The 13,658-nt window shown below is 70.3% G+C and carries 12 protein-coding genes; 2 read left to right on the top strand and 10 right to left on the bottom strand.

Annotation, left to right across the window (positions count from 1 at the left end; all coding sequences use genetic code 11):
* Positions 1–20: 20 nt before the first annotated feature.
* Entirely contained in the window at positions 21–809 is a 789-nt protein-coding gene (locus AC07PU_RS19250) for an aldolase (RefSeq protein WP_495319569.1), read from the bottom strand.
* Between the two features lie 155 nt (positions 810–964).
* Here AC07PU_RS19250 and AC07PU_RS19255 point away from each other — a divergent pair, with 155 nt between their 5' ends.
* Positions 965–1,867 (top strand): LysR family transcriptional regulator, encoded by a 903-nt coding sequence (locus AC07PU_RS19255; RefSeq protein WP_495319571.1) that lies wholly within the window; start codon positions 965–967, stop codon positions 1,865–1,867.
* A gap of 12 nt (positions 1,868–1,879) precedes the next feature.
* Here the strand turns inward: AC07PU_RS19255 and AC07PU_RS19260 are convergent, their stop codons facing one another.
* The 9 genes from AC07PU_RS19260 to AC07PU_RS19300 all read right to left on the bottom strand — a co-directional run bounded on the left by AC07PU_RS19260 (position 1,880) and on the right by AC07PU_RS19300 (position 11,183).
* Entirely contained in the window at positions 1,880–2,977 is a 1,098-nt protein-coding gene (locus tag AC07PU_RS19260; protein WP_495319573.1) for a M14 family metallopeptidase, read from the bottom strand.
* Entirely contained in the window at positions 2,977–3,960 is a 984-nt protein-coding gene (locus tag AC07PU_RS19265; RefSeq protein ID WP_495319575.1) for a tripartite tricarboxylate transporter substrate-binding protein, read from the bottom strand. The genes AC07PU_RS19260 and AC07PU_RS19265 overlap by 1 nt, the downstream gene beginning before the upstream one ends.
* A gap of 112 nt (positions 3,961–4,072) precedes the next feature.
* Positions 4,073–5,092 carry a pyridoxal-phosphate dependent enzyme gene (locus tag AC07PU_RS19270; RefSeq protein WP_208508669.1) on the bottom strand — a complete coding sequence of 340 codons (1,020 nt, stop codon included), beginning with the start codon at positions 5,090–5,092 and terminating at the stop codon, positions 4,073–4,075.
* Between the two features lie 4 nt (positions 5,093–5,096).
* A complete protein-coding gene (locus AC07PU_RS19275; protein ID WP_495319577.1) occupies positions 5,097–5,489 on the bottom strand; it encodes a RidA family protein in 393 nt (130 codons plus the stop codon).
* A gap of 91 nt (positions 5,490–5,580) precedes the next feature.
* Positions 5,581–6,195: an SCO family protein gene (locus tag AC07PU_RS19280; RefSeq protein ID WP_495319579.1), complete on the bottom strand. Its 615-nt coding sequence runs from the start codon at positions 6,193–6,195 to the stop codon at positions 5,581–5,583.
* On the bottom strand, positions 6,192–7,739 hold the full coding sequence (locus tag AC07PU_RS19285; RefSeq protein ID WP_495319580.1) for a PepSY domain-containing protein: 1,548 nt from the start codon (positions 7,737–7,739) through the stop codon (positions 6,192–6,194). Before AC07PU_RS19285 ends, AC07PU_RS19280 begins: the two co-directional genes overlap by 4 nt.
* A gap of 13 nt (positions 7,740–7,752) precedes the next feature.
* On the bottom strand, positions 7,753–9,939 hold the full coding sequence (locus tag AC07PU_RS19290; protein ID WP_495319985.1) for a TonB-dependent receptor: 2,187 nt from the start codon (positions 9,937–9,939) through the stop codon (positions 7,753–7,755).
* Positions 9,940–10,094: 155 nt separating this feature from the next.
* The gene (locus AC07PU_RS19295; protein WP_495319582.1) at positions 10,095–10,466 is read right to left on the bottom strand and encodes a DUF2946 family protein; all 372 of its coding nucleotides are present in this window, start codon (positions 10,464–10,466) and stop codon (positions 10,095–10,097) included.
* A 51-nt stretch (positions 10,467–10,517) separates the two neighbouring features.
* Positions 10,518–11,183 (bottom strand): GntR family transcriptional regulator, encoded by a 666-nt coding sequence (locus AC07PU_RS19300; protein ID WP_495319583.1) that lies wholly within the window; start codon positions 11,181–11,183, stop codon positions 10,518–10,520.
* Positions 11,184–11,276: 93 nt separating this feature from the next.
* Between AC07PU_RS19300 and AC07PU_RS19305 the strand changes: the two genes are divergently transcribed.
* Positions 11,277–13,640, top strand: coding sequence for a molybdopterin-containing oxidoreductase family protein (locus tag AC07PU_RS19305; protein WP_495319585.1), 2,364 nt, complete (start codon positions 11,277–11,279; stop codon positions 13,638–13,640).
* The last annotated feature ends 18 nt before the right edge of the window (positions 13,641–13,658 follow it).

Below are 13,658 nucleotides of genomic sequence, written 5' to 3' on the forward strand. Positions count from 1 at the left end.
TGGGGTTCGAGGAGTGGCATTCAGAGCAGGTAATCGGGATCGGTCTTGAGCAGGCGCCGCTTGATGCTCGCCAGGTGCTGGACCGCGCTTTCGTTGCCGCCGCTGCGCATCTGTGCATAGGTGGCCGCGGCCAGTTCCGGCGGCACGGGACTGAGCTTGCGGCCGGTGGACTCGGCCAGCACCTGCACTTCGCAGGCGCGCTCCAGGTAGTACAGGTCGTTCCACGCTTCCGCGATGGTCGCGCCGACCACCATCACGCCGTGGTTGCGCATGAACACCACGTCGGCATCGCCGATCGCCGCCGCGATGCGGTCGCCTTCCCTCGCATCGAGCGCCAGACCGTTGAAGTCGTCGACCGCCGTGCGCCCGTAGAACTTCAGCGCGGTCTGGCCGGCCCATTGCAGCGGCTGACCTTCGACCAGCGCGAGGCTGGTCGCATACGGCATGTGCGTGTGGAACGCGACACGGGCGCGCGGCAGGCTCCTGTGCACCCGCGCATGGATGTAGTACGCGGTGATCTCTGGCGGCCGGTCGCCCTTGAGCACACGGCCGTCGAAGTCGCAGATGATCAGGTCGGAAGCGCGGATCTCGTCGAAGGCCAATCCGAAGGGGTTGACGATGAAGCAATCGTCGACGCCCGGCACCACCGCCGAGAAGTGATTGCAGATGCCCTCTTCCATGCCGAGCCTCGCAGCCATGCGAAAGCAGGCCGCGAGGTCGACGCAGGCCTGCCGCACCTCGGGCGTGTCGAACAGGCCTGGATCGATCTCGTGTCGTGCGGTGTGGTCCACCGCCAATGAATGCGCCATAGGTTCCCGATGCCGGTTGTTGCCATCGACTTCCGGCGTGCGCCATGATCGGCGCGCCCCGTCTGTCTTCCATGCATCGAAGTCTCCGATCCGGGGCCCGGGAGCGTCAAATCAGAATTTGACGCAACGCGATAAGGTCTTCTAATGGCCCCCCTATGAAACTCAAGCACATCGAGGTCTTCAACGCGATCATGCTGTCGGGCAGCGTGAGTGCCGCGGCGCGCATCCTCAACGTCACGCAGCCCGCCGTGACGCAGACGCTCAAGCACGCGGAGCAGCAGCTCGGCTATGCGCTGTTCGTGCGCGACAAGGGCGGCATGAAGCCGACGCCGGAGGCACGGCAGCTGCATCTGCGGGCGCAGAAGATCTTCGAGCAGGTCGACGAACTGCGGCGCCTCGCGCAGTCGCTGCGGCCCGACCACCTGGCGCAGTTCCGCATCGCGATCGTGCCCTCGCTGTCCACCACCTGCCTGTCGCGCGCGCTCGCGTCGTTCAAGGCCCGCCATCCGCGCAGCGCGGTCTCGATCAAGATCCTCCATTCCGACGAGATCGCGCGCTCGGTGGCACTGCGCGAATGCGACCTGGGCATCGCCTATGGCGAGATCGACGCGCCCCCGATCGATACCGAGGTGGTGGGCACGGGCCACCTGGTGTGGGTCGAGCGCCGCGAGGCCGGCGCGAGGAAGCGCGCCGACACCGCGGACATGCCGATCGCCGAGATCGCGGCGCGCGACTTCATCGGCATCGACAAGGACGACCTCGTCGGCAAGGCCCTGCTGGGCCTGCTGTCGGAGAGCGCGGTGTTCGCGGGCACGCGGCTCTCGGCGCAGACCTACCAGTCCGCGCTGCTGCTCACGCTCGACGGCTTCGGGCCCTGCGTGATCGACTCCTTCACCGCGGGCTTTTCGCGCGATGAATCGCTGTCGGTGCGCAGCGTCTCGCCGCGTATCCCGGTGACGGTGTCGGCGCTGTCGGTCGCGGAAGGCCGCAGGCGCGCCGACTTCGACGACCTGCTGCAGGCCTTCCGCACTTCGCTGGCGCAGGTCGACGACGCCTAGGACGTCGAGGCTTCAGGCCTCGCCCAACCAGCGCAGCGCGTTCGCGATCACCTGCCGCGACTGGTCGACAAGGCTGCGCTGCCACGCGGGCTCGCCCGGATAGAAGAAACGCAGCAGCTCGCGCCGCGTGTCCGACAGCTGCGTGCGGCCGATGCCCGTCGCCCATTCGCGCTGGTCGCGCACCAGCAGGTCGAGCATGCGCTGCGGCCGCGCGGTGCCGAACTCGAGCACGGCCGCCGTCACGCGCGCCTGCGGCAGCGCGCGTTCGTAGCCCGGCGTGCTGTGCCCCGTGACCGGCGCGAAGTCCTCGGGCGCGCCGCTCTCGTGCACCGCCACCACCCATTCGCCGAACACCTCGCGCATGCGCGCCAGCGCCTCGCCCTGCTGCAGTGCGACCAGCGAGCCGTAGCCATAGGGGCCGAGCCCCGTGTGGTAATCGACCAGGCAGACCTCGCGCACCGACGCGCCATGGCGGCGCAGCACGGCCTCGATGGTCAGGCGCGACCAGGTGGGCGCCTGGCCGCCGAAGCCCATGCCCTGCGCGAAGGCGTACTGTCCGGCCATCAGCGCGTTGTAGAGCGCCTCGCTGCCATGGACTCGCGCGAAGTCCGCGAGCAGCGCATCGCCCGCGGCCACGGCCGAGGCATCGCCGGGATCGAGCGCGATCGCCGCATGCAGCGGCGCGTACTTGTGCGAGGGCGGTGCCTGCGCATGGTCGATGAAGTTGCGGCAGAGGTCGACGTTGTCCTCGGTGTAGCGCCGCAGCCAGGAGGCGCCCCAGGGATTGATCGCATGCACCAGCACCACGGCGGTGTCGGGCGGCAGGTCGTCGGGCGACTGCGTCAGCAGCCAGTCGATCTGGCAGCCCGAGCCCGCGAACAGCTCCACGCCATGCACGCCCGAAGTCAGCACCAGCACGCGCTGCGCGTCGGCCGGGCCGATGCGCACCACGTCGGTGGCGAGCGCCTCGCCCTGCGCGCCCGCGAGCGGATGGCCATGCACCTCGGGCGCAAGACCGCGCAGCGCGCAGGCGGCGAGGAACTTGCGGCGCGCCGTCGCATAGTCGGCGCTGAACAGCATGTCGGTGGGGATCATTGGCGCTGCGTTCATCAATCAATCTGGAAGCCGGATTCCCGGATGATCGGCTGCCACAGCGCGAGTTCGCTGCGCACCGCCTCGCGCAGCTGCTGCGGATTGCCGGCCGCGGGATCGAAGCCCACGTTGGCCAGGCCCGCGGTGGTGGACGGCAGCGCCGCGATCTCGGCCACGGCCGCGCTCACGCGATCGACCAGCGCCTGCGAGGTGCCGGGTGGCGCGAACAGCCCGACCCAGCTCGAGCTGCCGAGCGCGCTGAAGCCGAGCTCGCCGAAGGTCGGCACCTCGGGCACGCTGGCCGCGCGGCGCGGGCCGGTCACGGCCAGCATGCGGATCTTGCCGGCGCGGTGCGCGCCCAGGAAACCGCCGAGCGCATCGACGGCGGCCGGGATCTGGTTGCCCATCAGGTCGGCCAGCAGCGGCGCGCCGCCCTTGTAGGGCACTGGCAGCAGCTCGATGCCCTCCTTCTTGCCGACCACATAGCCCACGAAGTGCGGCGAACTGCCCGCGGCGGGCACGCCGAAGCTGCGCGCCTCCTGCTTCGCGCGCGCCAGCGCGAGGTACTCCTGCAGCGTCTTCGCGGGCTGCGCCGCGCTGACCGCGAGCGCCACCTCGAAGGTCGCGAGCCGCGCCACCGGCGCGAAGTCCTTCACCGGGTCGTACTTCACCGAGCGCGAGGTCAGCGGCAGCGTCGAGAACATGTGGCTGTTGCCCAGCAGCAGCGCGCTGCCATCGGGCGGCAGCGCACGGAACTGCTCGGCCGCGATCTGGCCGCCCGCGCCGGGACGGTTGTCCACCACCACGGTGGCGCCCAGGCGCTTCTGCAGTTCCTCCGCATAGAGGCGCGCCACCGCGTCGGCCGTGCCGCCCGCGGGATAGCCCACCACCAGGCGGATGGTGCGGCCGGCCGTGGCGGACGGCTGTGCCACGGCCAGCGGCGGCAAGGTAGCGGCGATGACGCCGGCGGGCAGCAGGGGCAGGAAGGCGCGACGCTTCATCGGGGGTTCTCCGAAAGACAAGGGACGAACGGCAACGAGCGGCTGGCGGGCGCGACGCGCGCCCACCGGCCACGGAACAACGAACGCAACGAAGAGGAAAAAAAGCCGGCGCTCAGGCCTCGAGCAACTGCTCGCCGCGCGCGAGCTGGCGCGCGTAGGTCTCGGCATCGAGGTTCGCGCCGCAGACGATCAGCCCGGTGCGCTGCCCACGCAATTCCTCGCGCAGGGGCCCGAGCAGCGCGGCCAGCGCCGTCGCGCCGGCCGGTTCCACCGCCAGCTTGGCATCGCGGAACATCACGGCCATCGCGCGGCAGATCTCGTCGTCGCTCACGGTCACGATGCGCTCCATGTGGCGGCGGCACAGCCCGTAGGCCATCGGCGTGGTCATCGGCGGCGCCAGGCTGTCGGCGATGGTCGAGAGCTTCTCCATGCGCTGCGGCGAGCCGGCCTCGAAGCTGCGCCGCATCACGTCGGCGCCCTCGGGCTCGATGCCGATCACGCGGCAGCCGGGCATCAGCTTGCGGATCGCCGTGGCCACGCCGCTGCCCAGGCCGCCGCCGCCCACGGCCACCAGCACCGTGTCGAGGCCCGGCACCTGCTCGGCGAACTCGAGCCCCACGGTGGCGGTGCCCAGCGAGGTGCCCTCGCCCTCGAAGGGATGGATGAAGGTGCGGCCCTCGTCGCGCACCAGCGCCTCGGCCATCGCGAAGCCGGTGGCGCCGTCGGGCGCGATCAGCAGCTCGGCGCCGTAGGCGCGCGCCATCGCCACGCGCGCCGGATTGGCCGAGGCCTGCACCACGATCTTCGCGGAGACGCCGGCCTCGCGCGCCGCGAAGGCCGCGGCCACCGCGTGGTTGCCGGCGCTCATCGCGGTGATGCCGCGCGCCTTCTGCTCGCTCGACAGTCGGCGCGCCACGTTGAGCGCGCCGCGCGCCTTGAAGGTGCCGGTGCGCTGGAACAGCTCGAGCTTCATGTGCACGTCGGCGCGGCCGAGCAGGCGCTCGACCGTGGGTCCGTGCAGCGGCGCGACCGGCGTGCGCAGCAGCGCCTGCGCATTGGCGCGCGCGGTCTCGCGGATGGCCTCGAGGTCGAGGTCGGGCAGTTCGGAAGCGGCTGGGGATGCGGTGGTCATGGCGTCAGGCTCCAGGTGCGCGGCGTGCATGCGCGATGGCTTCGATCTCGACCAGCGCGCCCGGCACCATCAGGTCGGCGCGCACCGTCGAACGCGCGGGCGCGGGGCCCGCGGCGGGATCGAAGCATTCGGCATAGCTGCGATTGAATTCGGCAAAGTCCTCCACGCGCGAGAGCCACACGGTGGTCTTCGCGACATCGGCGAGCCCCAGGCCCTCGGTCGCGAGGATCTCGCCGATGCGTCCGAGGCAGCGCCGGGTCTGCTCGCCAACCGTGTCGCCCTCGATGCGCCACTGGGTGTCGAAGGCCATCTGGCCGCTGACGAAGACGAGTTCGCCCTCGCGGCGCGAGGGAGAGAAGAACGGTGGGGCCACGGCGGGCGTCGGGTCGGTCTGCATGCGGGGCAGTCTATAGACGGCCGCGCGGCGCGTCCTTTGCGCGACGGGCGAAAACTTATGCGCGAGCGACGCCGCGCATGAGGACTTTCCCTCAGCCCGCCGCCAGCAGCGCGCGCACGTCCGCGGTGAATTCGCTCGCGCTCTGCGCATAGCGCATCACCACGCGCATGCGGCCCTTGCGGTCGATCAGGTAGGTGAAGGCCGAATGGTCCATGGTGTAGGAGGTGCGCGTGGGCACCTTCTCGTAGAACACCTTGAACTCCTTCGCGGTCGCCTCGGTCTGCGCGAGGTCGCCGCGCAGCCCGAGGAAACTCGGGTCGAAAGCCGCCGTGTAGGCGCGCATCACCTCGGGCGTGTCGCGCTCCGGGTCGACGGTGACGAAGATCACCTGCAGGTCGTCGCCGGCCGCGCCCAGCTGCTGCTTGACCTCCGCCGCGCGCGTCAGCGCGGTCGGGCAGATGTCGGGGCACTGGGTGAAGCCGAAGAAGATCATCACCACCTTGCCCTTGAAGTCGGCCAGCGTGCGACGCTTGCCGTCGGGATCGCTCAGCGCGAAGTCGCGGCCGTAGTTGGCGCCCGTGATGTCGGTGCCGGTGAAGCTCGGCTTCGGCTCGGATTCGCCGCAGGCGGCCAGCGCGGCCCACAGGGGCAGCGAGGCGGTGCCCAGCAGCAGGCGGCGGCGGGTCGTCGGGAGTACGCGGGTCATGGATGTTCCTTCGAGGGAGTGAATGGGGGAATGCGCCGGGCCGCCGGCTTCGGTGTCAGCTTGCGGCCCAGCCGGCGCCAGCCGATCACCACGCCCGTGAGGCTCAGCGCCGCGCCGCCGAGGCTCAGCAGCACCATCGCCAGGTCCCACAGCGGACGGCGTTCGAGCAGCGGGCGCCAGTCCCAGCTGTGCAACATCGCGAACAGCCAGCGGCTGGCGCGGCGATGGCTGTCGCTGCGGCTCAGCAAGGCGCCGGTGCGCGGATCGACATGGGCCCAGGTACCGGCCTCGTCCGCGAACACCACGCGCCAGATGGGCAGCGGCTTGTCGCCGCCGCCGGTCATGGTGTGCGGCTCGCGCGTGTAGTAGTGGCTGTCGTAGGCGGTCAGCACCTCGATGCGCGCGACCGGCGCGTTCGAGAGCTTCGCGACCGCGGCCTTCAACATGTCGGCGTCCAGCGCCGTGGGCGCGGCGCTCGCGGCATCGAGCACGGTGGGCCGCAACGCGGTGCCGCGCGCGAGCACGAGATCGCATCCCGCGGCGCGGGTCCAGCGCAGCTCGCGCACCGTGCCGCCCGCCGCCGCGATCAGCGCCTGGGGCGAGGCGGCATCGGCCGGCGGCACGAGCGGCCCGCCGTTCATCGCCTCGGTGCGCAACGCGGGTGCGCCGCTGTCGAACACGCGCCAGGGGTTCATCGACATCAGCCCGCTGAAGATCCAGGTCAGCGTGACGGCCGCGAACAGCAGCCCCGTGATGTGATGCCAGCGCATCATGAAGCCACGGTACGGCGAGCGCGAGCCGCTGCGGTAGCGGCCCGCGAAGCGCCAGCGCAGGATGCCGACGGCCGTGCCCATGAGCGTGACCGCGATGCCCAGTATCGAGAGCCAGTTGACGATGTCGGCCCAGTACGGATCGAGCGCGCCGCCGCGCAAGGGATACAGCCAGTGGATCCACGCGCCCGCGTAGTTCCACAGCCGCTCGGCGCGCGGCGCATCGCGCACCACCTCGCCGGTGCGGCCCGAGACATAGAGCCGCGTGTGCGCGGCATCGACCAGCGCCACCGGGTGCAGCGGCCGGTGCGCATCGAGCGCGCGCGAATGGGTGAACGCGTCCTCGTCGAGCGTGCCCTCGTACACCAGGCCCACGCCCGACCCCGCGAAGGCCGCGGCGCTGGCCATCGCGAGTTCGCGGTCGACATGGCGCAACGGCGTGCCGGTGGCCGCGTCGATCACCATGCTGGCCTTGGCGCCCTTGCCACCCGCGGGCTGCGCGAGATACACGGCGCGGCCGCCGCTGGCCACAGCCAGGCGCAGATCCTTGAGCGGCCCCGCGATGCCTGCCGCATCGAGCGCCTCGCGCGGCCCGAGCAGCGCGGCATCGGCCGCGAGCGGCGGCAGATGCAGCAGCCGCTCCGACTCGGTGAGCTTGGGATAGCCCACGTACATCATCACCACGCCCGAGACGAACCACATCGCGAAGAAGGCGCACACCACGATGCCGAGCCAGCGGTGCAGCAGGAACAGCCAGCGCTTGAAATGGGCCATGGAATCGCCCTCCTCAGAACGCGACGTGCAGGCTGAGATCGCCGGTGCGCGGCGCGCCCAGGTAGGCGAAGGTGCTGCCGAGGTTGGCCGCGTAGATGCGGTCGGTGGCATTGCGCACGCGGCCCACCAGCGTGAGCGAGCGGTTGATCTTCCACGACAGGCCCAGGTCGACCAGCGTGTACGACGGCCAGCGCGCGCTGTTGGCCGCGTCGGCGTAGGTCTTGCCCACATGGCGCAGCCCCACGCTGGCCTGCAGCGCGGGCGTGATCGCGTACGACACCCAGAGGTTGGCCACCACGGCCGGCGTGTTGGTCGGCGTGCGGCCCGCGAGCGACACGCCGTTCTGCACGAAGTTGTCGTACTTCGCGTCGACGTAGCTCAGGTTGCCCTGCAGCGACCACTGCGGTGTGGGCTGCAGGCCCACCGCGATCTCCACGCCCCTGGACGACTGCTCGCCCACGAGCACGGTCAGCGCGCTGTTGTTCGGGTCCTGCGTGGCGATGTTCTTGCGCGAGAGGCGGTAGGCCGCCACGGTCGCCGTGCCCTTGCCCTGCCAGAAGTCGAGCTTGGCGCCGACCTCGGCCTGCCGGCCGGTCGTGAGCTCGCTGTTGTTCATCACGTCGGCGAACGAGGCGGTCGACAGCACGCCCGAGGGCGGATCGGCTGCGGTCGCGTACTGCGCATAGAGGTTGGCGCCGGGCGCGAAGTCCCACACCAGACCGACGCGTCCCGTGGTCGGGTTGTAGTTGCGCCGGTAGCTGGCCGGCGCGCTGGCGGTGATGGCGCGCCGATTGGTCAGCGCGAGCTCGATGCGATCGTGGCGCAGCGCACTCACGAGGTGCAGCGAGGGCGCGAGCGCCGTGCGGTTCTCGATCGAAAGCGCGGTGGTCGTCACCTTGTTGTCGCGGTCGGGGCTGAAGCCCGGCCGCATGCCCGGCACCGCGAAGAAGGGCTCGGTGGCGAAGAGGTAGGGGTTCACCGTGCTCACGGTGGCCGGCAGGCTGTTCGGAAAGCGCGTCTGCTTGTTGACGCTGAAGTCCAGCCCGAAGGACCAGTCGCTGCGCAGGCCCGCGAGCTGCCCCTTGTAGAGGCCCTCGATGCGGTCGCCCACCACCTGCTGGTCATGGCGCTGCAGCAGGGCCCCCGAGCGGATCACGGCCGTGTTGCTCGCGTTGAAGCGGTAGCTCTCGACGTTGCGGTAGTCGCGCAGCGCGTCGTAGGCATAGAAGGTGTTCTTCAGCTGCAGCGCATCGGACACGCGCCAGTCCGCGATGGAACGCAGCCACTGCACGCGCTGCGCATAGATGCCGTCGGCGCTGTTGTAGTTCTTGAAGCGCGTGGCCGGGTCCACGCGCAGACTGCCCACCACGGGATTGAGCAGCGGCGTGCCCCAGTACGGGCGGTCCACCCATTCGTCCTGGTACTCGTAGGCCAGCGTGTGCGTGACGCCGCCGCCGAAGTCCGACAGCAGCGAGGCCGCGAGCTGCGTGGCGCGCGTGCGCGTGCCGTCGGTCCAGCCGTCGGCGTCCTTGCGGTTGAGGTCGATGCGCGCGTAGTGGCTGCCCGCGCCGCCATCGCCCGCGATGCGGCGGTTGAGCCCGATCGAGGCTTCCTTGAGCTGCTGCGTGCCCAGGCGCAGCCGGGCCTCGGTGAGGTCGCTGCGCTCGGCGATCTTGCTGATGTAGTTGATCGAGCCGCCGACCGCGCCCGCGCCGAACAGGAAGCTCGAGGGTCCGCCGATGACCTCGACGCGGTCGTAGATCCAGCTGTCGACCGGCCGCGCGGCGATCGAGTACTGCACGTTGATGCCGTTGAACATCTGGCTCAGCGAGCCGGCGCCGAAGCCGCGGTAGCTCACGCCGATGTTGCCGGGCGCGTTGTGCGCCGTGATGCCGGGCACCGCGCGCAGGATCTCCTGCGTGTCCTGCGCGCCGCGCGCCTCGATGGTGGCGCGGTCGACCACGCTGACCGAGGCCGGCGTCTCGCGCGGCGTCAGGCCCAGGCGGCTGCCGGTCTCGGAGGGCGTGTCGAGGTTGAGGCGCCCGTTGGGCGCGGGCGCGGGTGGCGGGTCGACCTCGATCGCTTGCAGCGTGGTCTGGACCTGGGCGTGCGCGAAGGGCGCGGCGAAGGCACCGAGCGCGAAGCAGGACAGCGCACGCGCGCACAGGCGCTCGGCACCACGGCCGTGGGGAATGGCAATGAAAGGCACGGGATCTTTCTTCTCGCAGCGCGTGGCTGCGCTGACGGCGCAGCGGCGCGTGGCCGCGCATGCCGTCGACGAACGATGGGCGCCGCGCGCGGACCGGCGCGCCCGCGAGGCGACGCCAGGGTCCGTCGTGCGACGGATTCAGCGGTTCAGGCGAAGAGGAAGGAAGGAGGCCCGCGCGCCGGCAGCGGCGCGGCGGTGGCCGCGGCGATGCGCGCGGCGGGGATCGAACGCAGGGCGTAGGACAGCGGTGCCGGCATCGGCACCTCGACCTGCGCGACCGTGGGCGGCAGGCCGCCGATCACGCACAACGGGCAGTCCATGCCCATGCTGCCCATCGGCACCGCGCCATCCTCGGTCTGCACGACCATCGTGACGTGGCCCGAGGCCGAGCACACGATGTCGATCTGCTGAGGCTTGACGATCGGCGAGGCGACCGCGACGGACAGGGACAGCACGAACCACGCCAGCACGAGGCGATGCAGGGTCGAGAGTTTTCGAAGGACGTGCACGGGCGCCATTATCGCGACGAATCGCCGATCACAACGCAACAGCCCGTGCTTCGCCTGGGGCTAGTCGATGCCGACATTCACCTTCTGCTGTTCGATGATCTCCACGATCAGCTTGCCGGTATGGATGACGTGCTCCGTCACCATCGCCTTCGCACCCTGCGCATCGCCGGCCAGGCACAGGCGCAGCAGCTTCTTGTGCTCGGCCTCGGAGCGATCGACGTTGGTCTTCGACTTCCACGGCAGGTAGAGATAGCGCCCGAGGTTGAGCCGCGCGGACTCGACCGACTGCAACAGCAGCGGCCGGTCGGCCCTGGCATAGAGGCTCGCATGAAATTCATGGTTGAGGCGGAACACCTCCTCGACCTGCCTGGCCTTGCCGAGCTCGTCCAGCAACCCGGTGGCGCGCGCGATGTCGGCACGCGAGAGATGGGGCACGGCCAGCTCGATGAGCCGCCCTTCGAGCAGCCAGCGCAGCTCGATCAGCTCGACCGCCTCGCGCGCGCTCAGGAAGGCCACCGAGGTGCCCTTGTTGAGCCGGGCCGTGGCCAGCCCCGCGGCGACGAGCCGCGAGAGCGCCTCGCGCACCGGCACATGGCTGACGCCGAAGCGCGCCGCGATGTGGTCCTGCTTGAGCGGCGCGCCGGGTTCGAGCACGGCCGTCGCTATCTCGGAGCGGAGCGTCTCGTAGACCGATCCCGCGGCCACTTGCGAGCTGCTTTCCTTCATGTTGCGCCTTTTCTCAAAGTATATATACTTTCTTCACTTTATATATAATCATGCGCCAGGCCGGACTTCCACCTCCGCCTGGGCACTGGAACTATGGCCGAAAAAATCCCTGGCTTCTGCGCCCTCTGCCGCTCGCGCTGCGGTTCGATCAGCGTGGTGGAGAACGGCGTGCTGATCGCCCAGGAAGCGAATCCCTCCCACCCGACCGGCAAGGCCCTGTGCGTGAAGGGCCGCGCGGCGCCCGAGCTGGTGGCCAATCTGCAGCGGCTGCTGCATCCGCTGATACGCACGGCGCCGAAGGAGGCCGCCGATCCGCTCTGGCGCCAGGCCTCGTGGGACGAGGCACTGGACCTCGTCGCGCAACGCATCGGGCGCATCCGCGACGAGAGCGGTCCCGAGTCGGTGTCCTTCGCCATCACTTCGCCGAGCGGCTCGCCACTGTCCGACGGCATCGTCTGGATCGAACGTCTGGTCAATGCCTTCGGCAGCCCGAACCTGTGCCGCGGCACCGAGATCTGCAACTGGCACAAGGACGTCGCGCACGGCTTCACCTTCGGGCGCGGCATCGGCGCGCCGGACTTCTCGAACACGCAGTGCATCGTGCTGTGGGGCCACAACCCGTCGGCGACCTGGCTCGACCATGCGACGGGCGTGACGGAAGCCTTCGCGCGCGGCGCGAAGATCGTCGTGGTCGATCCGCGCAAGGCGGGCTTCGCGATGCGTGCCCACCAGTGGCTGCGCGTGCGGCCGGGTTCCGACGGCGCGTTGGCGCTGGCCATCGCCGGCGAGATGATCCGCAACGGCGAATACGACATCGACTTCATCCGCCGGCACTCGAACGGGCCGCTGCTGGTGCGCGAGGACACGGGCGCGTTCCTGCGCGAAGCCGACCTCACGGGCCTCGCCTCGGAGCGGCTCGTGGCCTTCGACGAGGCGAGCGAATCCATCGTGCCCTACGACCCCGGTACGGCCACCTATGCCTCGCAAGACGGCACCCTCGCGCTCTTCGGCGCCATCACGCTGCAGACGACCACCGGCCCCGTTCGATGCCGGCCCGCCTTCGCGCTCTATGCCAAGCTGTGCGAGGCCATGTCCCCCGAACGCGCGGAGGAACTCTGCTGGGTTCGCGCGCAGCAGGTGCGCGACACCGCACGGCTGCTGTTCGCGCACCGCCCCGTCAGCTATTACGCGTGGTCGGGCGTCGGCCAGCACACCAACGCGACGCAGACCGACCGCGCGATCGCGCTGCTCTACGCGCTCACGGGCAGCTTCGACGCGGCCGGCGGCAACGTGGACTTCGCGCATCCGCCCGCGCGCAAGGCATCGGGCAAGGAGCTGCTGTCGGCGGCGCAGCTCGCGAAATGCGTGGGCATCGACGAGCTTCCGCTCGGCCCGGCCGCGCAGGGCTGCATCGGCAGCGACACCCTGTACCGCGCCATCCTCGAAGAGAAGCCTTATGCGATCCGCGGCGTGATCGGCTTCGGCGCCAACCTGCTGCTCGCGCATGCGAACCCGCTGCGCGGCGCCGAGGCGCTGCGCAAGCTCGACTTCTTCGTGCATGCCGATGTGACGCTGACCCCGACCGCGCACTACGCCGACGTGGTGCTGCCGATCGGCACGCCCTGGGAACGCGAGGCGCTGCGCATCGGCTTCGAGGTGAACCAGGGCGCCGAGGAACTGGTGCAGCTGCGACCGCGGATGGTGGCGCCGGTCGGCGACAGCCGCTCCGACGCCTGGGTCGTCTTCGAGCTCGCGAAGCGGCTCGGGCTGGCCGACCGGTTCTGGGGCGGCGACATCGACGAGGGCATGCGCTACATGCTCGAGCCGCTGGGGATCGGCCTCGAAGCATTGCGGCAGCACCCCGAAGGCATCCGCTATCCGCTGGAGACGCGCTACCAGAAGCACCACGGCGCGGGCTTCCGCTTCGCGACCGACACCGGCAAGGTCGAGATCTATTCGGCGCTGCTGCACCGGCATGGCCAGTCGCCGCTGCCGGTGTACGTGCCGCCGTTGCCGAAGCTGCGGCTTCGCGAAGGAAGCTCGGACTTCCCGCTCGTGCTGACCTCGGCCAAGCTGCCCCAGTACTGCCACAGCCAGCACCGGCAGGTGGCGTCGCTGCGCAGCAAGGCTCCCGACCCGCTCGTGGCCATGAATCCCGCCACGGCAGCCGCGCGCGGCATCAAGCCCGGCATGTGGGTGCGCGTGCGCTCGCCGAGTGGCTCGGTGCGCTTCAAGGCCACGCTCGATGCCAGCCTCGATCCGCGCGTGGTCTGCGCGCAGTACGGCTGGTGGCAGGGCAACGAGCAGCTGGGCCTGCCCGCGCACGCACCGCTTTCCGAACAGGGTTCGAACTTCAACCTGCTGGTCGACGACGGCGATCTCGACCCGATCAGCGGCTCGGCGCCGCACCGCTCCTACATCTGCGAGGTCGTGGCGGAAGCCGGGCCAGCCGCCTGAACACCGAACCGAACGCCA

Source organism: Variovorax sp. GW821-FHT10D07 (assembly GCF_059415325.1).